The 25138-nt window shown below is 28.9% G+C and carries 23 protein-coding genes and 1 tRNA gene; 21 read left to right on the top strand and 3 right to left on the bottom strand.

What is annotated here, in order from left to right:
• From CP520_RS02110 to CP520_RS02095, 4 genes are read left to right on the top strand one after another with little or no spacing between them, the layout of a single operon-like run.
• On the top strand, nucleotides 1-1077 hold the full coding sequence (locus CP520_RS02110; protein WP_096862827.1) for a serine/threonine protein kinase: 1077 nt from the start codon (nucleotides 1-3) through the stop codon (nucleotides 1075-1077).
• Between the two features lie 13 nt (nucleotides 1078-1090).
• Nucleotides 1091-2014, top strand: a complete 924-nt coding sequence (gene rsgA, locus CP520_RS02105; RefSeq protein WP_096862826.1) for a ribosome small subunit-dependent GTPase A — start codon at nucleotides 1091-1093, stop codon at nucleotides 2012-2014.
• Entirely contained in the window at nucleotides 1996-2679 is a 684-nt protein-coding gene (locus CP520_RS02100; protein ID WP_096862825.1) for a ribulose-phosphate 3-epimerase, read from the top strand. Before rsgA ends, CP520_RS02100 begins: the two co-directional genes overlap by 19 nt.
• A complete protein-coding gene (locus tag CP520_RS02095; RefSeq protein ID WP_096862824.1) occupies nucleotides 2669-3298 on the top strand; it encodes a motility associated factor glycosyltransferase family protein in 630 nt (209 codons plus the stop codon). The genes CP520_RS02100 and CP520_RS02095 overlap by 11 nt, the downstream gene beginning before the upstream one ends.
• 21 nt (nucleotides 3299-3319) lie before the next feature.
• On the opposite strand, the gene CP520_RS02090 is transcribed toward CP520_RS02095, so the two are convergent.
• Together CP520_RS02090 and CP520_RS02085 are read right to left on the bottom strand one after the other, a co-directional pair.
• Complete coding sequence (locus tag CP520_RS02090; protein WP_096862823.1) at nucleotides 3320-3805, bottom strand: hypothetical protein; 486 nt, start codon at nucleotides 3803-3805, stop codon at nucleotides 3320-3322.
• 84 nt (nucleotides 3806-3889) lie between these two features.
• A tRNA-Leu gene (locus tag CP520_RS02085) sits at nucleotides 3890-3974 on the bottom strand.
• Nucleotides 3975-4050: 76 nt separating this feature from the next.
• Here CP520_RS02085 and CP520_RS02080 point away from each other — a divergent pair.
• Nucleotides 4051-4875 (top strand): hypothetical protein, encoded by an 825-nt coding sequence (locus tag CP520_RS02080; protein ID WP_096862822.1) that lies wholly within the window; start codon nucleotides 4051-4053, stop codon nucleotides 4873-4875.
• Nucleotides 4876-4896: 21 nt separating this feature from the next.
• Here CP520_RS02080 and rpmB read toward each other — a convergent pair whose 3' ends face one another.
• A complete protein-coding gene (rpmB, locus tag CP520_RS02075) occupies nucleotides 4897-5094 on the bottom strand; it encodes a 50S ribosomal protein L28 (protein WP_096862821.1) in 198 nt (65 codons plus the stop codon).
• Nucleotides 5095-5624: 530 nt separating this feature from the next.
• Here rpmB and CP520_RS02070 point away from each other — a divergent pair.
• The 16 genes from CP520_RS02070 to CP520_RS01995 all read left to right on the top strand — a co-directional run bounded on the left by CP520_RS02070 (nucleotide 5625) and on the right by CP520_RS01995 (nucleotide 25115).
• Nucleotides 5625-7262 carry a DAK2 domain-containing protein gene (locus CP520_RS02070; RefSeq protein ID WP_096862820.1) on the top strand — a complete coding sequence of 546 codons (1638 nt, stop codon included), beginning with the start codon at nucleotides 5625-5627 and terminating at the stop codon, nucleotides 7260-7262.
• 79 nt (nucleotides 7263-7341) lie between these two features.
• The gene (plsX, locus tag CP520_RS02065) at nucleotides 7342-8379 is read left to right on the top strand and encodes a phosphate acyltransferase PlsX (RefSeq protein WP_096862819.1); all 1038 of its coding nucleotides are present in this window, start codon (nucleotides 7342-7344) and stop codon (nucleotides 8377-8379) included.
• A complete protein-coding gene (gene rnc / locus CP520_RS02060) occupies nucleotides 8363-9097 on the top strand; it encodes a ribonuclease III (protein ID WP_096862818.1) in 735 nt (244 codons plus the stop codon). The genes plsX and rnc overlap by 17 nt, the downstream gene beginning before the upstream one ends.
• A gap of 121 nt (nucleotides 9098-9218) precedes the next feature.
• The gene (locus CP520_RS02055) at nucleotides 9219-12179 is read left to right on the top strand and encodes an AAA family ATPase (protein WP_096862817.1); all 2961 of its coding nucleotides are present in this window, start codon (nucleotides 9219-9221) and stop codon (nucleotides 12177-12179) included.
• Nucleotides 12180-12331: 152 nt separating this feature from the next.
• The gene (gene ptsS / locus CP520_RS02050; protein WP_096862816.1) at nucleotides 12332-13483 is read left to right on the top strand and encodes a phosphate ABC transporter substrate-binding protein; all 1152 of its coding nucleotides are present in this window, start codon (nucleotides 12332-12334) and stop codon (nucleotides 13481-13483) included.
• Between the two features lie 39 nt (nucleotides 13484-13522).
• Nucleotides 13523-15730: a phosphate ABC transporter permease PstA gene (pstA, locus tag CP520_RS02045; protein ID WP_211276328.1), complete on the top strand. Its 2208-nt coding sequence runs from the start codon at nucleotides 13523-13525 to the stop codon at nucleotides 15728-15730.
• On the top strand, nucleotides 15720-16700 hold the full coding sequence (gene pstB / locus CP520_RS02040; protein WP_096862815.1) for a phosphate ABC transporter ATP-binding protein PstB: 981 nt from the start codon (nucleotides 15720-15722) through the stop codon (nucleotides 16698-16700). Before pstA ends, pstB begins: the two co-directional genes overlap by 11 nt.
• Nucleotides 16701-16714: 14 nt before the next feature.
• Nucleotides 16715-17446, top strand: coding sequence for a phosphate signaling complex protein PhoU (gene phoU / locus CP520_RS02035; RefSeq protein WP_096862814.1), 732 nt, complete (start codon nucleotides 16715-16717; stop codon nucleotides 17444-17446).
• A gap of 126 nt (nucleotides 17447-17572) precedes the next feature.
• Nucleotides 17573-17905: a hypothetical protein gene (locus tag CP520_RS03705; protein ID WP_157755775.1), complete on the top strand. Its 333-nt coding sequence runs from the start codon at nucleotides 17573-17575 to the stop codon at nucleotides 17903-17905.
• Nucleotides 17906-18022: 117 nt separating this feature from the next.
• Nucleotides 18023-19312: a signal recognition particle-docking protein FtsY gene (ftsY, locus tag CP520_RS02025; protein WP_096862813.1), complete on the top strand. Its 1290-nt coding sequence runs from the start codon at nucleotides 18023-18025 to the stop codon at nucleotides 19310-19312.
• Entirely contained in the window at nucleotides 19305-19628 is a 324-nt protein-coding gene (gene ylxM, locus CP520_RS02020; protein ID WP_096862812.1) for a YlxM family DNA-binding protein, read from the top strand. The genes ftsY and ylxM overlap by 8 nt, the downstream gene beginning before the upstream one ends.
• Nucleotides 19628-20425 (top strand): TIGR00282 family metallophosphoesterase, encoded by a 798-nt coding sequence (locus tag CP520_RS02015; protein WP_096862811.1) that lies wholly within the window; start codon nucleotides 19628-19630, stop codon nucleotides 20423-20425. The genes ylxM and CP520_RS02015 overlap by 1 nt, the downstream gene beginning before the upstream one ends.
• Nucleotides 20425-21414, top strand: coding sequence for an alpha/beta hydrolase (locus tag CP520_RS02010; RefSeq protein ID WP_096862810.1), 990 nt, complete (start codon nucleotides 20425-20427; stop codon nucleotides 21412-21414). Before CP520_RS02015 ends, CP520_RS02010 begins: the two co-directional genes overlap by 1 nt.
• Nucleotides 21395-22807, top strand: coding sequence for a hypothetical protein (locus CP520_RS02005; protein ID WP_096862809.1), 1413 nt, complete (start codon nucleotides 21395-21397; stop codon nucleotides 22805-22807). The genes CP520_RS02010 and CP520_RS02005 overlap by 20 nt, the downstream gene beginning before the upstream one ends.
• Before the next feature lie 40 nt (nucleotides 22808-22847).
• Nucleotides 22848-24011 (top strand): methionine adenosyltransferase, encoded by a 1164-nt coding sequence (gene metK, locus CP520_RS02000; protein ID WP_096862808.1) that lies wholly within the window; start codon nucleotides 22848-22850, stop codon nucleotides 24009-24011.
• Between the two features lie 96 nt (nucleotides 24012-24107).
• Nucleotides 24108-25115, top strand: coding sequence for a 3'-5' exoribonuclease YhaM family protein (locus CP520_RS01995; protein ID WP_096862807.1), 1008 nt, complete (start codon nucleotides 24108-24110; stop codon nucleotides 25113-25115).
• The last annotated feature ends 23 nt before the right edge of the window (nucleotides 25116-25138 follow it).

The raw sequence follows: 25138 nt of genomic DNA, 5'->3' as shown, positions 1-25138 counted from the left end.
ATGGCTATTAAAAAGAATAGCGTTATTGATAATAGATATGTTGTTATCGAAGAAGTTGGTAAAGGAGCATCAAGTGTTGTTTATAAAGTTTATGACAAGACAAATAAGCACACTAAAGCTTTAAAGCTTTTAAAAAATAAAGTTAATGCTGGATTTAAAAAAGAAATTGAAATTCTATCAACATTAAGTTTTGAAAATTATGTAACACCAATTGATAACTTTGGAGTTGCTATGATCGATGGCGAAGAACATCCATACATGGTGCTTGATTACTATGATAACGACACAATTTCAAAGGTTGCTTCATCAAAAGACTATCCAATTTTTACAACAAGAGAAATTGAATACTACTTTTCACGCGTTTTATCAGGTTTAAAAAGAATCCATTACAATGATTTTTCAAACATGATTCATAAAGATATCAAACCACAAAACATTCTTCTGAATTCTGCTTGAGACCCTTATATTGCTGATTTTGGGATTACACAAATTTTAGAAAAAGATAATTTTGAACTAGAAGCCAGTGGGACACCAAAATATATGGCACCTGAATTATTTGTTGAAAAGAATGCAAAAGATTATGAAACTGATGCAAAAGATATGCCTTATTATATTGATATTTACGCACTTGGAGTAATGCTTTATACTTATTCAACTGGAATTGTTCCGTTTGAAAATTTTAATGTTTTAACAACAACAAATTCTAAGAATGGAAAACAAATCGCTAGTCGTGATTTAAACCTTTGAATGGATACAATTAAACCTTCAGTTTATAATCCTGAAATTAATCCACGTTTAGAAAACATTATTTTAAAAGCAATGGCAAAAGATTATACAAAACGTTATCAAAATGTTGATCAAATGCAAATTGATTTATCACGTTTATATGATGATAAAAACATTAAAATGTTTGAAGATTATAATGTTAGACCAAGAAACTCAAAGAAATTTTTAAACACCTATGTAACTCGTTTTCAAACATTTTTAAATACTTTTAATTGAAAATGAATTGTTGGAATTTCTGTTATAACAATCTTATTGATTGTTGGATTTGTTTTAACAATCTTGTTGGTATAAAAGAGAGGTCTAAATGACAAATATTAAAAAAGGAATTATTGTAAACATCGATAGTCACGAAAGTGTGGTTTATGATCAAAACGATAAGACATATGCAAATTGCTTAGCAAAAGGAAATATTAAAAGAAATAGTAAAGAAAGCCCTTTGGTTGGAGATTATGTAACTTTTGATGTGATTGCGAATGATAAAGGCTATATTACTAAAATTGAACCTAGAAAAAATGAAATACATCGTCCAAAAATGGCGAACATTGATCAAATTTTTATTGTTTCAGCTTTAAAGGAACCAAATTTAAACACATATATTATTGATAAATATATTGCATTTTTAGAGTTAAATAAAATTGAACCAATTTTATTATTTACAAAACCAGATTTAGTAACAGATAAGAATGATAGTGTATGACAAATTATTGATGACTATAAGAAAATGGACTATCAAGTTTTTGTTATTGATAACAAAAAACCGAATAAAGAAATTTTAGATAGTTTAGAAAAAATAATGGTTAATAAAATCTCTTTATTCACAGGACAGACTGGTGCTGGTAAAACATCAACTTTAAATAATTTCCTTTCTTTTGAAGACCAACAAAAAACAAATGAGATTTCTCAAGCATTAAACCGTGGCAAGCACACAACAACAAAAGTTACTCTTTATGTTATCAATGACAATATTTATTTAGCTGATTCTCCTGGATTTTCTTCTTTCACTTTGAAGGGGATTAGTTTAGATCAAATCCGCTATGCTTTTAGAGCTTTTGAAAAATACCAAGGTGAATGCAAATTTAATGATTGTGTTCATTTAAATGAGAAACAATGCAAAATAAAAGAAGAAGTTAAAGAGAAAAACATTCCCCAATTTTTATATGATGATTATGTAAAAATGATTGAAGAAGTTAAAAAGGAAGAAGAAACGCCATGGAAAAATACATTTTAGCGCCAAGTATTTTGGGAGCAAACTTTATTGATTTAAGAAAAGAACTAGATGACACAATTAATGCTGGAACCAATTGAATTCATTATGATGTTATGGATAATCACTTTGTACCGAACTTAACTTTTGGTCCAAAAGTATTAGCTGACATCAAAAAAGCTTTTCCTAAATTAAACGTTGATATTCATTTTATGGTTGATATTGAAGGAAGCATGGACGAATACTTTAAGCCTTATTTAGAATGCAAACCAAAATCCATGACTATGCATATTGAATCTTTAAAAAAGAAAAGACGTATTATGGATTTCATCACTTATTGTGAAATTAATGAAGTGGCTTGTATGTTAGCAATTTCACCAGAAACAAAAGTTGTTGATCTAATTCCTTATTTACCACATGTTGATGGAGTATTAGTCATGACTGTGAGACCTGGATTTGGTGGTCAAAGTTTTATGCCTGAATGTGTTGATAAAATTAAATTCTTAGATGGATATAAAAAAGATAATAATCTTGAATATATTATTGAAGTTGATGGGGGAATTAATGCTCAAACTGGAGCTGTTTGCAAATTAGCAGGAGCTAATATGTTTGTAGCTGGAAGTTATTTCTATAATGCTCCTGCTAATATTAAAAAAGAAATCGTAAGTGACTTTACTAATGAAAAATAAAATAGCTTTAATTGTTACTACTAAAACAGATTTAAATTATTCATACTATAACAGCGACAAATTCTATATTGTTGGAGTTGAAAGAGGATGTTTAGATTTAATTGATAAGAACATTAAAATAGATTTGGCGATATCTGATTTTGATCACGTTTTAGATGGCGAATTGGATTTAATTAAATCAAAAGCAAAAAAATTCATTCAATTAAAATCTGATAAAGATGAACTTGATGGAATTGCTGCAATTGAATATGTTAATGAAATCATTAAACCCGAAAGTATTAAGTTTGTTTCAAAACCAACTAAACGTTATGATATGGATTTCTCAGTTTTAGATATTTTAAATAAATATCACAATGTTGAAATCTTTAATGATGATTCATTATTAAAAAGATTTGAACCAGGAGAAAATGAAATCATTTTTGATAATCATCAAGATATGACTTATATTTCATTCTTTAGTTTAGAAAATAATAATCACATTCAATTAAGTGATTTGAAATATGAATATGATGGCAATTTAGATGTTTTTTCAACAAGATGCATTTCAAATGCTTTCATTTCTTATAAAAATCCTAAAATAAAAAATGAAAAACCTTTAATAGTCGTTATGACAAAATAAAAAAACAATATCAGAAAGTTCTTAAATAACTTCGATATTGTTTTTTTCTTGTTTTCTTTTGGCTCTGCGTAGAGTACGCATACCTTCTTGAAGCCTTTGTCTAGCTTCACGATAATTGATTTCATTTCGACGCTTTTTCAAAATGGTTTCGTTTAAGCGAATTTTTAATTTACGTTCTTTATCAATATCTCTAACAACATGTGCTTTTTTAATAGCTGTTTTTAGATCTTTTTCACGTTTTTTAGAAATTAAATATTCTGCTTTAGCAATTTTAAAATCTGATTTCAACTTTAGACTTCATTCAGTTGGAGAAAGAATACTAGTGTAGTTTGAAGTTTCATACAATGTATCATCATCGTTATAAACTTTTAAGATAGTTTTACTGTCTTTTGCTAATTCTTTAGCTTTAATAACAGCTTCTTCTCTGGTTTCGTAAGGTCCATCAGTTTGTTCTATGACTTTAAGTGAGCCATTTTTATTACGTTCGATGGTTCATTTTTTATTCATATAATCACCATTGTTTCACAAATATTATATATGAGTTTAAATAAAAAAACGGGGTTAATCCCGTTTTTAAGTGTATCTAATTAATGGTGCCCTCTACCGGGGTCGAACCGGTACGAGTTTCCTCGTCAGATTTTGAGTCTGATGCGTCTGCCTATTCCGCCAAGAGGGCATACTTCAATATTATATATGAACTAGTCATATTGTGAAGAAAATTATATATAATCAAACCTAAGGAGTGAGGAAACTTGCGCGTACTTACATTTATTTTTCAAATCATTTGAATTATTCTTTTCCCTGTTATTGGTGGGGTAGTTGCTTGAGCCACTGGTGAAAGTAGTTATGGCTATATCGGAATAATTTCTATTATTGCTATTTTTGATTTAGTTTGATTTTGCTTATCTATGAATACAAAAGAAATGGGTATTATTAACAAAGTCGGTAACTTAATTATTTTAGATATCCCAGCTTTTTTAACAATGAAAAAATGATTTAGTGAAAACAAAACTAGAGCTTTAAAAAAAGAAGTTAAAGAAAATCGTTATAAAAAAGAAATTTCTTCTGATTTAAATAATCGAGAAGAAAACTACGATATAGATATTATTTATACTCCAAAAGAAATTGAATATTTAGAAAATAAACAAAAACAAAAGAATAAAAAAATAATCATGAATGATAAATCTGAAACCACAAGATTGAATCATGAAGTTGAATATGAAAGAAAAGTTGTTCGTGGTTTTGGAGTTTATCTATTATATTTAATTTATAAAAATAATCCTGAGTTAACTAATACTTATGACTTAATTCAAGAATATAACAAAATGGTTAATCAACCACAACTAAGAACAAAAGAAACAACTGATTTCTTAGCTTTAAAAAACATAAGTGAATTTATTCAGGATTATGATGCTAAAAAAGACACTTATCAAATTCTAAATCAAACACCAAATGAAGAAATTATCATTGCTTTAAAACAAGATCGTGTTGATATGGTAATTGATGCTAAAAGCATTTTAAAAAAAGAACAAACTAAAAAGCTTGAAAATAAAACAGAAAAAAATGACAAGAAGTAATTCTTGTCATTTTCATTATTATTAAGCTAATTTTTCAGCTTTTTTAAGTGTTCTTAATGTACGAGCAGATACTTTAATTGTTTTAACGTTACCTTTTTCATCCACAACTTTAACTTTTTGTAGGTTTACGTTTCATTTTCTTTTAGTAGCATTTAATGCGTGAGATCTATTGTTACCAGAAAGTGCACCTTTACCTGTTAAATCGTCTTTTCTTGCCATTTTATTTCACCTCTCATTTTTTAAAATATTTTAAAAGAATTTAAACCTATAAACATTTCAAAATACTAACTTATTTTAAAGAAAATAACAAAAATATGCAACTAAATAAACAAAAATATTCTTTGTTATAAAACTTTATTTATAATAGTTATAAATGACACAATAGATATAATCTTTAGAAAAAACTCTCAAAATGAAACTTTTTAACAACTATTAAGGGTTATATAAGTCATTCTGGTTTATAAATATGTTAAAATGAATTAGAAAAGATGGGGCATAATGCCTAATCGAAGTCTTGATTACTGATAAAATATCAATAATTATTTTTTATTAGACTTTCAAAACTTTAACTAATAAATAAAATGTCTTTAGGGTTTAAAGGTTTAAAAACTTTAAACTAAGAGATATTTTAAACGTTAATAAAGAAGTTTGAAGATGTTTAACAAAATTACCAAGAGAAATTCATTATATATAAAAGCAATCATTTTTTAAGAACTTAGAAATGATTAGAATTGAGCAGGGTGGAAAAAATGAATAAAGTGCAGTATTTGAAATTAATGATCTTAAGTGGTGTTAATAATTTACATAATTATTACCCACACATTGATAAGTTAAATGTTTTCCCAGTTCCCGATGGAGATACTGGTACTAACATGAACTTAACTGCTACAAATGGTTATAAAGCCATTGAAAATGAAAACTTTAAATCAATTGGTGAAGAACTTTCAGCATTTGCAAGAGGATTAATCATGGGAGCTAGAGGAAACTCTGGAGTAATTTTTTCTCAAATCGTTAAAGGGTTCTCAAAAGGAATGGCTGATGCAAAAGACTTATCAGTTCAAGAATGAAAAAAAGGATTCACTGAAGCTTCAAATGTTGCTTATACTGCTGTTATGAATCCAGTTGAAGGAACAATTTTAACTGTTATTCGCGAAACTGCAGAAGGTGCAAATAAAATTCCAGACAACACAGATATTAAAAAATTCTGAACTCAAGTTGTAAAAGAAGCTAACAAATCACTTGATAACACTCCGAACTTATTAAAACAATTAAAAGATGTTGGTGTTGTTGATAGTGGAGGATATGGATTAGTTAAATTCCTTGAAGGTATGAATCAATACGTTCAAAAGGGAAGACCAGTTCAACAAAAGCTTAAACTTGAAGAAAATAATGGTGGAAACCTTGAAATGGATTTAGGTGGAGAACCTGAATTTGGTTATTGTACTGAAGCTATTGTTGATTTAGCTAAACCTTTTATTAATAATTTAAAGGTTTCAACTATTCGTGACCAACTGGAAAAATTCAATAATAAATCAATGGTTGTTGTTATTGATGATGATATTTTAAAAGTTCATACTCATGCTTTAAATCCTGGAGAAGTTTTAACTTACTTACAAGAATTTGGAGATTTTAGAACTTTAAAAATTGAAAACATGAATTTACAAGCTGATCGTCAAGTTAAAGGATGAAAAGAATCTTCTGATGTTAAACAAGAACGTAAATTAGCCCTCCCTTTAGCAACCATCGCTGTTGTGCAATCTCCTGAGCAAAAAGATTACTTTGAAAAAGAACTTGGTGTTGATATTGCAATTGATGGTGGAGGAAAAATGAATCCTTCAACAACTGATTTTATTGAAGCAATCGCTCAAGTGGATGCTAAAACAGTTTATGTAATGCCTAATAACTCAAATGTTATCTTGACTGCTAATCAAGCAGCAGAAGAAGAAAAACAATCAAAAATTGTTGTTATTCCAACTAAAACTATTCCGCAAGGAGTAACTGCTGCTTTATCAATTGATCCTGATGGAACTGTTGCTACAAACACTAAAAACGTAACTAAAGCTTTAAAAAATGTTGTTTCATTTAGTATTGCTCAAGCAGCAAAAGATTCATTATCTGATGGTGTAACTATTAAAAATGGTCAACAAATGGCTATTGTTGATAATAAAATTGTTGCAGCAGAAGACTCAGTTAAAGATGTTTTCTCAAAGGATTTAGCAAAACATATTAATAAGGATGTTGAAATCTTAACAATCTTTACAGGTGAAGATGCAAAAGAATCTGATATTGACGAACTTAAAAAATTCCTAGATGATAATTTCAGTGTTGAATACGAAATTGTTGACGGTGGACAAAAAGTTTACTCATTCATTATCGGAATTGAATAATACTAACCCTAAGAATCGAAAGGACAAACCTTTCGATTCTTTTTTTATTGTTATAATTAGACTAGAAAAGAGTGATTTTATGATTAAAATAGCATTCGATGTAATGGGTTCTGATAATGGCGCTGATGTTGCTATTGAAGCTGGATTAAAATTCTTAGAAACCCATCAAGATTTAGAATTAATTTTTGTTGGTGATGAAAAAGAAATTAATCAAGCAATTGATAAACATTTACCTAAATATAAAAAAGTTAATAAAGATAGCTTTTCTATATTCAAAACAACCGAAGTTATCGATTCTCACGGATCAATTTTAGATATTAGACGTAAAAAAGATGCTTCAATTGTCCGTACTTTAGAAATGGTTAGAGATAAAAAAGTTGATGCGATGTTAACTGCTGGTTCTAGTGCTGCTTTTATTGCTGGTGCACAAACTATTATTGGAAATATTCCTGGAGTTAAACGTTCAGCATTTATGCCAACAATTCCATCAACTGTTGATGGTAAAGTTTTACAACTACTTGATGCTGGAGCTAATTTAGACAACACTGCTGAAGAACTATTACAATTTAGTCAAATGGCAAGTGTTTATGCAACTGCTGTTAATGGGGTTGAAAAACCAATGGTTGGATTAATGAACATTGGAGAAGAAGCTTCAAAAGGAAAAGAATTACAAAAATCAGCATATAAATTATTAGAAGCTGATAAAACAATTAATTTCTATGGAAACATCGAACCAAGAGAAATTCTAAATGGAGTTGTTGATATTATGGTAACTGACGGATTTACTGGAAATATCGCTTTAAAAACAGCTGAGGGTGTTGCTAGAAGTGTTGGTCATGAATTAAAATCACAAGTTAAAAAACACTGATGAAGAAAATTAGCTGTTTTACAAATGATTCCAACATTTAAAGCAATTGGTAAAAAATTTAATTATAAAAATCACGCTGGAGCTATTTTAATTGGGATTAATGGGATTGTCTTTAAATCTCATGGTTCTAGTGATTTACAATCATTTGGAGCAACTTTGAGAATGACATATGATGCTGTTCAAAATCAAGTTCTAGATAAATTAACAATTGGTATGAAAGGATATATTATTGATGGCAACGAAAAATAATCAATCTAAAGCAAATGATGATTTTACAAAATATTTTGAAAGCAATTTCAAAATTAAAGTAAATAATCATAATTTATTCGATCAGGCCTTAACTCATAACTCATATGCAAACGAAAAGAAAAAGCCTTATACTTATCAACGTTTAGAATTTTTAGGAGATGCAATTTTACAAAAACATATGTCATTATACTTTTATAAGAATCTTCCAAAAATTGATGAAGGTAAATTAACTAAGGAACGTTCAAATGCTGTTAGAGAAGAAACACTAGCTTCTGTAACAAAACAAATTGGGTTAAACCGTTTTATTCGTTTAGGAAACGGTGAAGAAGCTAGTGGAGGTAGAGAAAAACCATCAATCTTAGCTGATGTGTTTGAATCAACTACTGCAGCTATTTATTTAGATAATGAAGATAATAATCCTGATGAAGTAATTAAAAAATGATTAAAAGAAACTTTAATCAAATATATTTCTGAACCAGAATATCTTGATTCAATCAGAGACTATAAATCTGAACTTCAAGAATTGTTACAAGCTGAAAATAGAAACGATTTACAATATGTTGTTAAATCTCAAAAATCAGTTGAAAACAACAACATCGAATATATTGTCGATGTCAAATTAGATAACCAAACTTTTGGTGAAGGTAAAGGTTATTCAAAACAACATGCAGAACAAGAAGCAGCTAAAAATTGTTTAAACAAATTAAGGGTTAAATAATTAAAATAACGGCTTAAATAAGCCGTTTTTATTTGCTTCAATACCAATGAACCCCTAAGGGTTTGTTATAATGTTAGTAAGTATTAAAATGAAACTATATTAAAGGAGACATTAAGTTAAAATGTTATTTTTAAAATCTCTATATGCCCATGGGTTTAAATCTTTTGCAGAACCAACAAGGTTAGATTTTACAAGTGAAATGATTGGGGTTGTTGGTCCAAATGGATCTGGAAAATCAAATATCACTGATGCAATTAGATGAGCTTTGGGAGAACAAAGTAATAAATCACTTCGTGGAAAATCAATGGATGACATTGTTTTTTCTGGGAGTGCAAACAAACAACCATTAACAAAAGCTAAAGTTACTTTAACTTTTAGTAATGCTAGAAATAATTTCTCAACAATTGATGATGACATTGTTGAAATCACTAGAACTTTTGATAAGAAAAAAAGAGAAAGTGAATTTTTTATTAATGGTGAAAAAGCAAAACTAAAAGAAATTCAAGATATTGCTTTAGAAACTGGTTTAACAAAATCATCATTAGCAATTATTTCTCAAGGAACAATTAGTAACTTTGCAGAAGCAAAACCAGAAGCTAGACGTGAATTATTCAATGAAGCTGCTGGTGTTGCTAAGTACAAAAAAAGAAAACAAGAAGCCTTAACTAAATTAATTAAGACTCAAGAAAATCTTGATCGAGTTAATGATATTGTTCATCAAATTGAAATTCGTATTCCAAAATTGAAAAAACAAGCTGAAAAAGCTTTAACTTATCAAGAAAAATCAAAAGAGCTATCTAAGATTGAAACAACAGTTATTCATAACGATTTAATTGTTTATCAACAACGTTTAGATGAAATCTCAGCTGATGTTACTGAATTTAATAGAAGAATTAAAGAATTAGCAAACGCTGTTAATAGTTCTGATAGTGAATTTCAAGCAATTGCCAAAAACACAGCTGATTTTGAAAAAGAATTTCAAGACCTATCAACTCAAGCAGAACAATTAAGAAAACGTATTAATCAGTTAAGAGACAACAAAGCTGCTGCTGAAAAATTAGAAGCTGAAAAAGATCGTAATCTTGATGCTGATAATGCTAAAGCTACAAAAATTAAAAAAGAATATCAAGAACAAAAAATTAAACTTGAAGCTGAAAGAGCTAAAAGTGAAACTTCTAAACAAGAACTTAATAAAGCTAAAGAACAATATGATTATTATGATGAAAAATTCGAACAAACTCATGATCAAATTCAAACTATTAAAGATCAAATCATGAGAGCTGAAATTAAGTTAGAAAATATTCAAAAAAACAGTCGTAATTCTCGTAGCGCTGCTGATGCAGTTGTTGCTCAAAGTACACAAATTCCAGGAATTATTGATAAACTAATTAACTTAATCCACGTTGAACCAGAATACCAAGTAGCAATCTCAATTGCAGCTGGTGGAGGGTTATTAAATGCAGTTGTAACAAAAACAAATGACGCTGTTAAATCTGCAATTAAATTCTTAAATAATAATCCAATTGGAAGAGTAAGTTTCTTGCCTTTAAATGCACTTTCTCCAAATACAATTTCTGGAGTTAATAGAAATATTATTGAACAATGTGACGGATTTGTTGGTTTTGGAAACGAAATTGCTGAAACTAATAGTGATTATCAAGTAGCTGTTGATTATGCGCTTGGTTCAGTTATCATTTGTGACAACTACGATAATGCTTCAACCATGGCTCGTAAAATTGATTATCGTTTTCCAATTGTAACTTTAAATGGAGAAAAGATTTTACCAAGAGGAGCTGTTCAAGCTGGTAAGTCTCAAAATCAAAACTTATTTTCTGCAATTGAAAAAAATGATACTTCAAATGTTCAAAATATGATTGATGAATTAGAACAAAAAGAAGATAACTTAACTAAAGATTTAAATGACTATCGAATTGGTCGTGAAAAACAAAAAGGTTTAGTTGATTCATTGAATAGTCAAGTTGCAACTTCAATTAGTGAAGAAAGAAACTTAACTAAACAAATGATTGAATTAAATGATGCTTATCGTCTTTTAACTAACCAAGATTTAGAAGGTGGAACTCGTGGTGATAATGAACTTGAATCAATCAAGATTTCTCGTGAGATGAATGGTTTAGAAAATAAACTTGAAACTATTCAAACACGCATTAACGAAATGAATGCAGACCGTGCTAAATACGCTTCTCGTCAATCTGAATTAAGTCAAATAAATGGTGCTAAACGTAAAGAGCTTGATGACTTAAAAGAAAAAAATTCTGCTTTGAATTATGAAGATATGGAATTAAAAAGTCGTATTCGTCAAATGGAAGAACGTTTAAATGAAAAATACCAATTAACTATTGAAACAGTTCTTTCACCAGATTTTGAAGTAATTGAAATTAACGAAGAAAACATTAATGATATTCGTGAAAGAATTGCTACTTTAAAACAAGAAATCGAAGCTTTAGGAAACATTAATCTTGATGCTATTCAAGATTATGCAACTGAAAAAGAAAACTACGATCACTATGAAAAAACTCGTAGTGAAGTTCAAGACGCAGCAGATAAATTACAAAGTGTGATTGCTGAAATGGATGAACAAATGATTAAACAATTTAAAGGTGTTGTTGATCAAGTAAATGAAGCATTACCTAATTCATTTGCTAAATTGTTTGGTGGAGGAACTGCTGAATTAATTTATACAGATCCAGATAATATGTTAGAAACTGGAATTGACATTAAAGTGCACCCACCAGGTAAGAAAATTAATAATATTAACTTATTAAGCGGGGGAGAAAAATCACTTGTTGCTTTAAGTGTTTTATTCTCAATTTTAAAAGTAAAACCATTACCATTAGTAATCTTAGATGAAGCAGAAGCTCCATTAGATCCTGCTAATGTTGAACGTTTTGCAAAATATATAAAAGACTTTACCAACGATACTCAATTCATCATTGTTACTCACCGTGAAGGAACTATGGAAAACTGTGATGTTTTATATGGTGTAACTATGGAACAAACTGGAGTTACAAAAATCGTTAAAATTAAATTAGTCGATGCAAAGAAAATGGCAGAAGAAGATTAATTATTAATAATAAAAATAAATGTCCTTTTTTAAATTCTAAGGGACATTTTTTCTTTTGCTTTTGAGATAATAGTCTATATAATTACTTTGTATTATCTAAAAATAAAATAAGGCAATATTGTCTAATTTAAAGGTTAGAAATAGGAGATTAAATGAGTAAAAAAGCAGCTATAGTCCTTAGTTGTATAATTGCTGCAATCTGCGGATTGTGAATTTGAACAGCAATTACACCTAAGAATGCCATTAGTATTGGTGGTTCGACTTCTGTTGACCCTGTGATGCAACGATTAACAAATCAGTATCGTAAAGAGTCAAAAGAAAGTTTTATCTACTCTTCATCAGGTTCACAAGGTGGAGTTAAAAACGTTAATTCAAACGCTTATAAAATGGGATTTATCTCAAAAGAAATTCCAAATGATGGTTCAATTGATTACATCAAACCAGATGAAGTTAAAAAACCATCACCAAACTTAACAAATGGTCAAGAAATCACAAATTATCTAAATGAAACTAGAGAATTTGGCGACAAATTACACACAATCAAAATAGCAACAGACTCAATTATCCTAACCTATAATGCACCTAAAATATTTAAAGATACTTTTGGAGATATGTTCACTATTACTGTTAATGAAAAAGGTATAGCCGATGAAAAATCTCAAGAATTGGTCAAATTTATTTATTCAAGACCAAACAACAAATTTAATAGTTGAAGCCAAGTTGCTGAAAAATTAGTTCAACAAAGTGGACAAACTAAAACTCAAGCACAACAAAATGCAATTGATGAACTTGAAAAAGATAAAAAGAGAAATGAATTCCAATCATTCTCTCGTGAACCCGGTTCAGGAACTCGTAACTCTTTTGAAAAACAAATGGGTTTATATGAAGACAAATCATCAACTAAATATTCAAGTGTTTTAAACTCAAACGGAATGATGTATCAAGAAATGACAAGAGCATCATCATTTGGATATCTTTCATTAAACTATCTTGATGCAATTAAAGATAGTGGAAATGAATTACACACTGTAACAATTAAAAATTTAAAAGGCGATAAATTTGTTCCTGAAGAAATGACAGATTTTAAAGAATATCCATTAAACAGACCTTACATTGGTTTATTCAAAGCTAATTTAAGTGAAAAATATATGGAAAAAATTGCTAACTTCATAGCTTGAATGGCCGAAGCACAAGTTGCTAATGAAGTTACACATGTTGAAAACGATCAACTAAAACAATATCGAATTGAAGGATTAACTCCAACATTCGAACTTGATGGAGTTAAGTGAACTCCAAAAGCATAAAACAAATAACAATTAATTCTTAAAAAGGAGGATTAGAAAGTGAATAAAGTTCATTCGACTTCTAAAGGTTTATTCCATAAAAAGTCAAAAGAAGTAAAACCTGATAAAAACGAACCTGATTTTAAAACTAATTCTTCTCGTCCGAAGCGTACGCCTTCAGAGATAGGAGTTAAAGGGATTGTTTATCTTTTAACTTTAATTGTAGTTGCGTTATTATTAATTATTTTAGTTTTCGTAGCTGTGAAATCTGGAAAGATTTTTAACAAAGAAGGATTCTTTAAATTTATCTTTGTAGATAGATGACAACCTGGACCTGATAATTCTTGAAGTGCTGACAACACTACTGGTTCTTATTATGGAATTGGGGGAATTATTGCTTCAACCTTATTAATGATGGTTATAGCTTTATTATTTGCTGTACCATTAACCTTATTTTCTGCGTTATTTATTTCAGAATATATGGGTAAAAAAACCCAGAAATTTGTAATGGGTGTTATTAAATTAATGGCTGGTATTCCATCAGTTGTTTGAGGACTATTTGCAATTGATCAAATTGGTCCGATGTTTATGGCAATGGGAGCTATGACTAATGGTAACTTAATGACTGCGTCATTTACTTTATCATTTATGGCTTTACCAACTATGTTGTCATTAACTTATAATGCTTTACAAAATGTTCCTGATGCTTATCGTTATGCATCATTAGGTTTAGGGATTTCAAAAGAAGAAACAACTTTTGGAATTGTTAGAAGAAGTAGTACACCAAAAATTGTCTCTGCTGTAATCATGGGTATGGCTCGTGTGATTGGTGAAACAATGGCTGTAATCCTAATTGCTGGTAACTCAGCTGCTGGATTAAATACTCATGATGGATTCAACGGATTTATCTTTTCATCAGTTAAAACTTTAGCTGGAACAATCGGATTAGAAATCTTAGAAAATGCTGGTTCATTGCATGAATCTGCTTTATTCGCAATTGGATTAATCTTATTTATCTTAGTTATCATTATTAACTTAGTTGTTTTATTGGTTTCTAATACAGACAACATTAGAAAATACTTCCATAACAAGAAAAAAGTTAAAGTTAATCCTCATAGATCAGCTCAAATTGATGTTGATGTTAACAACGAAAATAAAGCTTTCAATGACTATGAATTAAAAACTATTGTTAAAGCTTCAGCTGCAAACAAAACTTCTAAATCAGTTAAATCTGGAATTGCTTTATTCTTTATGTGAACTTCAACAATTATTGTTTTAGCTTTTGCTGCTTGAATTTTTGGAGTTGTAATTATCAAAGGATTAATGGGGTTAAAACACATTGAAGCCTTTGTAACTGTTAAAGGACAAGCTGGAATCTTTGCAGCCTTATTCACAACAATCTTATTAATTATTTCAACTTTAATCTTTGCTATTCCTTTAGCTTTAGGGACTGCAATCTACTTAACTGAATATGCTAATAAAAAATCATTCTTTACTAAATTAATTAGATTCATGATTAACTTATTAGCTTCAACTCCATCAATTGTGTTTGGGATTTTTGGATTAAGCGTCTTTATTATTATGTTCAAGTTACCAATGTCAATCTTTGCTTCATCATTAACAATGGCGATTGTTGTAATTCCAATGTTAACTTCAAACTTTGAAGATGCCTTATCATTAGTGCCAAATAATATTAAAGAAGCTGGTTATGGATTAGGATTAAGTAAAGTTAAAGTTTTATTTAAAATTACTATTCCAAACGCCATGAATGGATTAGTAACTGGAGTAATTTTAGGAATGGCTAAAATTATTGGTGAAACTGCTCCAGTTTACTTAACATTAGGAACTGCTTTAAGAATGCCTAGTGAAGGATTCTTAGCATCTGGTGCAACCTTAACTACTGAAATTTATATGTTAGCCTCAGAAGGTGGAGGAGGAGAAGCAACTTCAATTGCTTTCTTATTCTCACTTGTAACTATGATTCTTGTTTTCTTCTTAAACTGATTAAGTGGAAAAATGACAAACAAAAAAGAAACTGGTTCATTGAAATGATATATAAAATTAAAGAACTGATGATCAAATCTAATTCACTTTGACTATGCTAAATGATTCAAAGATGGATGAAACAAATTTAAAAACAATTGTAAAATTATCAGACATAAACTTTCATACAAACATTTAAAAGAAGTTCACTACGAAAATAAAAAACGTAAAAAGATTATTAAAATCATAGAAGAAAGAGAGGAACGTCGAAGTTATGAAGACTAATAAAGAAAAAAAAGAAAAGATAGCTAGAGTTCCTAAAAAGAAACGTCCTAGCAAAGACAAAAAGAAAAAAGAATGCAAAACTAAGAAATTCTTTGCTGATTTTCACAAGAAAAAAGATGAAAAAGCAAACGAATTAACTAAGATTGCTACTGAAATTGCTAATGGGGATGTGGAAAACAAAGAAAAAACCCCTGGAAATACCAAGAAAGACACTGTAGTTAAAATAAAAGATTTCAATTTCTTTTATAATAAAGGTAAGAAACAAGCGTTATTTGATATCAACATGGACATCAAAGAAAACACTATAACAACTTTCATTGGTCCTTCTGGATGTGGGAAATCTACTTTACTAAGAGCAATCAATAGAATGAATGATTTAGTTGATGGAAGTGTAAGCCAAGGAGAAATTGAAGTATTTGATAAAAATATTTATGCTCCTGGATATGATGTTACTGAATTAAGAACTGATGTTGGAATGGTTTTCCAAAAGGCAAACCCATTCCCAACTTCAATTTTTGAAAATGTCGCTTATGGTCCGAAATCACAAGGTGTAAAAGATAAAAATGTTCTAAAACAACTTGTTCAAGATGCTTTAGAAAAATCTGCTTTATGAGAAGAAGTTAAAGATAACCTAAATGGTCCTGCTTTAGGATTAAGTGGTGGTCAACAACAACGTCTATGTATCGCTAGAGCAATCGCAATGCACCCAAAAATTCTTTTAATGGATGAACCAACAAGTGCACTTGACCCAATTGCTACTTTAAAAGTAGAAGAATTAGTTTTAAGTTTGAAAAAAGACTACACCATTATTATGGTTACTCACTCAATGGCTCAAGCTACAAGAATTAGTAACTATACTGGATTCTTCTTAAAAGGAGAATTAGTTGAGTTTTCTAAAACTAAGAAAATGTTCACCAATCCAAAAGATCAAAGAACAGAGGACTACATTTCTGGAAGATTTAGTGGATAAGGAGGTTTATTAAAATGTCAGTAAATAAAATTTTAGATCATGATATCTTAGTTATCAAACGTGACTTACAAAATATGATCAACGCTACCAAAAAACAATACGAAGAAACAAATGAAGCTGTTAAAAACAATGACTATCAATTAGCAGAAAAAGTAATTTCAGATGACCATAAGATTAATGATATGCAAAACAATTTAACTAAAACTGCTTTGTGAAAAATTGCTAAGCAAAACATGGTTGCTGGTGACTTAAGACTAGCAATTGGTTCAGTTTTAATTGCTAGAGAAATTGAAAGAATTGCAGACTATGCAAAAAACATTTGTTATTTCTTAGTTGACTACAAACCTGATGTTAAATATACCAAGGCAATTCAAAGTAACTTTAGCATTATTTTAAAAATGTTAGATATGATTTCAACTTTAATCGATCATTACGATACAGACTTAAATAATAAAGTTGATGCTTTTGAAAAAGAAGTAAACGATGAGTTTGTTAAAACTCGTGGAGAAATTATTTCTGAAATTCGTCATGCTGATAGTGATGAAATGGCAATTCTTTTATATACATCATTACGTCAGTTGAAAAAACTAGAACGTGCTGCAGACCACATCATTAGCATTCAAGAAATTCTTGATTTCATCAGAACAGGAAAATTCAATGAATCAGTTCCTGCAAGTTTTGGCGATAATACTTCATTATTTGATGAAGGAAAAGATGATGATGACGATGATGAAACAGCTAATTAATCATCATTGTAATTAATAAATCAGAAAATCAACAATTGAAGTTATTTAATTGTTGATTTTTTATCTTTTAACTATAAAAATTGATAAAATATAAATAAATAAATTATATAGATCGAGGTACCTATCATGGGATTTTGAACAAACTGAAAAGAAAAAAGAGCTGAAAAGAAAGCTGAAAACCAAGTGAAAGATCAACAAAGAGAGTTAGCTAATGCAGCTAAAAAAGTTGACCGTGCTGAAGACAAAGCTGACAGAGAAGCAGAACACGAAGTTAAAAAAGATGTAAAAGAAGTTAAAAAAGACATCAAAAAAGACGTAAACGCTGCTGATAAAGCTGCTAAAAAAGAAGACAAAGCAGACGAAAAAGAAGCTAAAAAAGAATTCAACGAAGCTAAAAAAGACGTTAAGAAAAACGGTGGAGTTGAAGTAGAAATTAAAACTAAAACCACAGTTAAATAATTTCAAATTAAATAATTTACAACAAGCACTTTTGCTTGTTGTTTTTGTTTTTTTAAATAGGGATTAATTATTGTTAAAATATAAGAAAGAACAATTATAGTTAAAGGAAATAAAGTTATGGGATTTTGAAATAATTTTAAGAAAAAAAGAGAAGAAAATAAAAAACATAAAGATGAAGAAAAAGTAATTTCTGCTTCTGCTAAACAAGTTAAAAAAGATGAACATCAAACTGAAAAAACAGTTAACGAAATTCAACATGAAGTTAATAAAAAAGAAGACAAAACAGAACACGTTGTTAAAAAAGAAATTAAAACTGATGTTTATGAGCTAGAAAAAGAAGTTGATAAAGACTTTAAAGATGCTCCTAAACCAGTTAAAAAAGAAGCTAAATTAAGCGAAAAAGAATTAAAGAAACTTTCTAAACAAGAAGAAAAGCGTGTTAAAAAGCTTCATAAAGAAAGAGAAAAACAGCAAAAAGCTAATAAAGCCCTTTTAAAATCTTCTTTAACATTCTCAAAAGATATTAAAAAACTTTCTAAAAAATATAAACAACCAAATGATGAATTCTATGAAGAATTAGAAGAAGCATTAATTAAAACTGATATGGGAATGAAATTAGTTTTAGAGATTTCACGTAACTTACAAAAGAAACTAAAAAGTAATGCTAGTTTTGATGATGTTAAAGAAGCTTTAACGCAAGAAATCTATGATATTTATCATAGCAGAAAAGATGATTACTCATTAGATTATCAAGATGGCCGTTTAAACATTTTTATGGTTATTGGAGTTAATGGTTCTGGAAAAACCACAAGTGTTGCTAAGTTGGCAAACTTCTATGCTTCACAAGGTAAAAAAGTTTTAATTGCCGCTGCTGATACTTTCAGAGCTGGAGCAATTGAACAACTTGAACATTGAATTGCTGATCGTTTAGAAAACGTTGATTTATATAAAGGTAAAACAACTGATCCTTCATCTGTAGTTTTTGATGCAATCAAAAAAGCACAAGATGAAAACTATGACTTATTAATTATTGATACAGCTGGAAGATTACAAAACAAACAAAACTTAATGAAAGAATTAGAAAAAATGAATTCTATTGTGCAACGTTTTGATAAAAAAGCTCCTCATGAAACCTTATTAGTAATTGATGCTACAACTGGTCAAAACGGAGTTATTCAAGCACAGGAATTTGATGGAGTTACAAATATCTCTGGTATTATCTTAACTAAGATGGATGGAACCTCAAAAGGTGGAATTGCTTTATCAATTAAAGACCAACTAAACATTCCAGTTAAACTAGTTGGAATCGGAGAACAAGTTGATGACTTAGTTGAATTCAATGCTGATGATTATATTTATGGTTTAACTTCTGGATTTATGGAAGAGGATAATACAGAAAATGAGTAATCCAATTGATAAAAAATTAGAAGTTTCAATGTTATTACAAACTTATGGTGGCTTATTAACAGATAAACAACGTGAATATTTAAACCTTTATATTAATGAGGATTTATCTTTAAATGAAATTTCAGACGATTATAATGTTTCTAGAGCAGCAATTTATGATGCAATTCATAAAGCTACTGATATCTTAGAAAAATATGAAACTAGTTTTCATGTTTTAGCTAAACAAGAACAATTACAAAACATTGTTGAAAAGTATAAAGCTTCAAATAATGAAGAAGTTAAACAAATCATAAAAGAAATAGAGGAGATTTTATAGTGAAAGTACTAATGCTTGGTGATATTTACGCCAAACCAGGAAGACAAATTGTTCATCAAGAACTTAAAAATATCGTTTTAAATAATGATATTGATTTTGTTGTGGTTAATGGTGAAAATGCAACTCACGGTAAATCTATTTCTAAAAATAGCTTTGATGAAATCAAAAGTTGAGGTGTTGATGTGATTACTTCTGGAAATCACATCTTTAAAAACAAAGAAGTTTTAGATTATATTGATGATAATCCAACTCTTTTAAGACCAATGAACATGTATAGTTATTTACCTGGAAAAGGGTATGTAATTGTTAAAAAAAATAATAAGAAATTCTGTATTGTGAATTTAATTGGAACAAGTTTTATGGATAAAGCCGATTCACCATATGAAGCAATGGATGAATTTTTAAAACAAGATTTAGATTATGATTATTTATTAATTGATTTTCATGCTGAAGCAACAGCTGAAAAATTAGCCTTTGCTTGAAATTATGATGGAAAAATTAATGCTTTAGTTGGAACTCATACTCATGTCCAAACAGCTGATGAAAGAATTCTTCCAAAAGGTAGTGCTTATATTAGTGATTTAGGAATGTGTGGAGCTACTAATACAATCATTGGTGCAGACCCAAAAGCAGTAATTTATAAAGAAAAAACTGGATTACCTTCACGTTTTGAACCTGGAGATTCAAAAGAAAAACAAGTTTGTGGAGTCATTATTGAACTTGATGATAAAACAAACAAAACAAAAAACATTGAAAGAGTATTTGTTAAAACTACTCTAATTGAAGGAGAAAATTAATGGTTGTAAATACTGTTTGAAACATCGTTTTAATTGTTGTTATCGTTATTCTAGGTATTTTACTAACTTATTTATTAATCTCAATTTTATTAAAGATTAGATCTTTTAACTCTTTAAAATTCACTCCTTTACAAGAACAAAAACCTGAATTAATTAAGAAGAAACATTTTGTTACTGGCGATGGATATCAACTTAAATGATATGGTGAAGTTAAACCAGATGCTAAAAAGATTATGATTGGAATTCATGACTTTTCTTTAACTGGAAAACAATTTGAAAACTTAAGTGAATATTTAAGAACTAATCAAAAGCAAACAAGCTTTGTTACTTTCGACCAACGCTATTATGGAAATAATATTAAACCAGAGGTTCGTTACCGTAGTGCAGTTGCCACTTTAAGTGATATGAATGAAATTGTTGCTTGTTTAAAAGAAATGTATCCAAATAAAGAAATTTATCTTTATGGTGCTGGATTTGGAGCTAATTTAGTTTTAACTTTTATGCGTAAAAAGGGAAACTTAGTTGATGGAATTATTCTTGATTCAATGATGAATTTTAAACCATGAAAAAACTCAACTGGAATGAATTTAGCCTTAACTAGAGGATGTTTATTTTCTCCATATAACTTAATTACAATTCCTCTTGATGCTCACGACTATACAAATGATAAAAAAGAATTCTTACGATTAGATCAAGAATTTCAAACCTCAGCTTACGTTACTACTAAAGAATATTTTCAAATGAAACACATTCTGAAAAAAAGCTTAACTTCTGAACTTAAAATTGTTAAACCTGTTTTAATGATTCAACCATCAAAAGATGCCTTTGAGCAAAAACAAAAGATTAACGAATTTTTTGATAAAATAGCAAGTAACAAGGAAATAACTTTTTATCCTGAGTTAAAGCACAACCTTGCTTTACAAAATAATGAAAAGGTATTTAAAGATATAACAGAGTGAGTTGATAGGGATGTCAAAAAAACAAACTAAAAAACAAAAACAAACAAGACCTTCTAACCGTGTTAATTATGTCCACATCATCTTTGAGGACAAGAATTTTGGGAAGGCCTTTTTTATAATTGGAATTATCTTTTTTGCAATCTCATTTATTGCTTATGTCGATTTAATTATTACCTTAGGTAATCACTATAATTGACATGATTATGAAATGGCGCTTAACCCATTTCATGAATTTATTATTATTTCTTCTGTTGTAGCTTTTATAGCAGGGTTTTGATCTTCAGTTTGATTAATCTTGGGATTCTCACCAAAAGATAGGCTATTACATAACTATGAATTTTTAAAATGAACTTCTTTATTAACTTTAAACATCTTCGGATATTATGGTTTAAAAATAGTTAAAGCAAAAGTTCAAAGATCAAAAGATACTTTTAATAGTTTATTATTAACCGATATTTACTTTTATAAAAAAGCTAATAAAGTTTGATTTTATTTAGTTAGAGTTGGAGCAATTATTGCTTCAGTTCTCTTTTCGCCTTTTATCTTTATTTCTATTTATTCTTATAAAGAAACCAAGTATTGCTTCTTAGAAAATAGTGATATTCGTGACAAAATAGCTATGGCTATGATGTCAATTTTTGGAGTTATTTTCTTTATATCAATTCCTTTAATAATTTATACTTTTAAAAACCGTTTATATATGACTTGAATGACTGATTATGATGATGAATTTGTCAAAACTACTCAATCATTAGATAAAGATTATAAAATTAATAAACGTTTAAACTTATGACTAGATTTATTAGTTGTAATGGTTATTCTTGAAGTAATTGCAGTTGGGGCCTTATCTGTGATTACATATGCTTTTGATATTGGAATTGCTTTTAGATACCGTTATTTATACTTAGTTTGATTAATTACGATTATCATTTCTGCTTTTTCTTTAGCTTGAAAGAAATATTATTTAGAAACAAACCAAATGAGTGATGTTTGGTTAGGGTTAATTGATATCTTAACTTTTAACCCGTTTTTCTATATCTATAGTATGTTCTTTACTTTAAGAGCAAACATTGAAGAATCAAACGAGTTTAAAAAGACTAATAGAAAGTTAAATGCTACCTTTATTAATATCTTAATTATTAATGCAGTTTTCATTTTAGTAGTGATTGTATTTCTGTTTTACTTTTTTGAAAAACAACCAAGGATGATGTGGAAAATCTGAGTACTGTTTGGTATGCTATTAATATCATTATTGTGGTTAATTTCTAACTTATGAAAAGTCAGAGATTACAAACTTTATTTATTAAAAGTTGATGTGGTGAAGTTATTTGATATTTTCACTTTAAACTTTTTGGGAATAATCACAAATATGATCGCCGAGAACCTTAAACACAACTTAAAAAAACAAAAACTTTGATTATAGTTGTGTGTGATTTAAAAAAATAAACAAAGGGAAGATTACAATGAACAAAAACTTATTTACAAGTGAGTCTGTTTCAGAAGGTCATCCTGATAAAATTTGTGATCAAATTTCAGATAGTATTTTAGACTATATTTTAGAAAGAGACGAAAACGCTAAAGTAGCGGTTGAAGTCTTTACAACAACAAACTTCATTTTAATCGGAGGACAAGTTAACTCAAAATTAGACTTAAAACCAGAAGTATATGAAAATATTGCTCGTGATGTTTTAAGAGAAATTGGGTATACTAATCGCGATTATGGGATTGATGCAGATACTTGCGAAATCCTTGTTAAGGTTGAAAATCAATCAGCTGATATTGCAGCTGGAGTTGATTTATCAGATGGTGAAACTGGAGCTGGAGACCAAGGAATTATGTTTGGTTATGCTACAAATGAATCACCAACCATGATTCCTTTACCAATTTCAATTGCTCATGATTTAGTAAGAACAGCTAGTGAATTACGTAAATCAGGAGAATTTAAACACGCTCGTCCCGATATGAAGTCACAAGTTACTATCGATTACACAAACCCTCAGGAACCAAGAATTGATACTATTTTAATGTCAATTCAACATGATCCAGATGTTAATATGGATGAATTTAAAAATTACATTCATGAAAAAATTATGAAAAAAGTCGCAAAAGACTTTAACTTAAATGAAGACTTTAAAGTATTAATCAATCCAACCGGAAGATTTGTGATTGGTGGTCCAGAAGGAGACACCGGATTAACTGGTCGTAAGATTATTGTTGATACTTATGGAGGAACTTCAAGACATGGAGGAGGAGCTTTCAGTGGGAAAGACTCTTCTAAAGTCGATAGATCAGCTGCTTACATGAGTAGATATGCTGCTAAAAACTTAGTTGCAGCAGATTATGCTGATCGTTTAGAAATTCAAGTTAGTTATGCAATTGGGGTTCCAAAACCTGTTTCAATTTGCGTTGAAACATTTGGAACTGGTAAAGTTGATAACGAAATTATTCTTGAAGCAATTGAAAAATACTTTGATTTTTCAGTGAATGGAATGATTAAAACTTTAGATTTAAGAAAACCAATTTTTAAAGAAACTGCAACTTATGGTCACTTTGGTAAAAAAGATTTACCATGAGAAAAACTAGATAAAGTTGAAGAATTAAAAGCCTTTAAAGCAAATCATCAATAAGAAATTACCCTTATTTTATTTAATAAGGGTTTTCTTTTGGAATGAAACTAAAATCCAAGTAAAATAAGAAATGAATAGAATGGGTGAAGATAATAAATGATTAAACCAATCAAAAATCTTGAAGCAAATGATCGTGATATTAATATCATTGGTCGTATTGAAAAAGTAATTTTATCAACTGGGAGCAACGGACAAAATTACATGATTATTAACTTAGTTGACCAATCTGGTCGCGTTGAAGGACGTAAATGACAAGTTGATGAAAACGATATTGAAAACATCAAACCAAATGAAATTATGTTAGTTAAAGGCGGAAATGTTAATGAATATCGTAACCAATTACAATTAAAAGTTGGTGATTATAAAATTTTAGATGCAGAAGGGTTAGCTGAATTTAACTTAACCTTTGATGATTTCTTTATTTCAGCACCATTAAATGTTGATAAAGAATATCCAAAACTAATTGAATTAATTTCTGCTTTTAAAAATGATACTTATCGTGAAATTACTTTAAAATTATTAAAAGAAAATGAAGAAAAATTTAAAAATTATCCAGCAGCAATGTCAATCCATCATAATGTTCAACATGGCTTATTCTGACATAGTTATACATTAGTTAGAAACTGTATTAGCATTAAGCCTAACTATGCTTTTGCTGATATTGACTGAGAATTAGTCATCTGTGGAGCGATTTTACATGACATCGGTAAAGTTATCGAAATGAATGATGAAACAGCTACAGATTACAGTTTACAAGGTAAATTACTAGGACATATTTCAATTGGGAATGCTTTTATTTACCAAGCTGCAAAAGAATTAGGAATTTTAGATAATCCTGATGGAAGTGTTAATCAAGATGTTACATTATTAGAACACATGGTTTTAGCAAGCCATGGTAAAAATGAATATGGATCACCAGTTGAACCAGTCATTATTGAAGCAATTATTGTTTCATCATTTGACATGTTAGACGCAAGATTATTTAGAGTTAATGATGATCTAAACAAAGTTGAGGTTGGAGAATGAACCCAAAGAATCCCATCTGAAGGTGGAAAATTCTTCTACAATCATTACAAAAAACCAAAAGAAACTAAAGAAAAATAATAATTAAAAAATGGTATTGAGAA

The organism is Mesoplasma lactucae ATCC 49193 (assembly GCF_002441935.1).
GTDB classification, from domain to species: Bacteria; Bacillota_I; Bacilli_A; order Mycoplasmatales; family Mycoplasmataceae; genus Edwardiiplasma; species Edwardiiplasma lactucae.
Note: the sequence above shows the minus strand (reverse complement) of the source record. Positions and strands in the feature narration are given on the sequence as shown.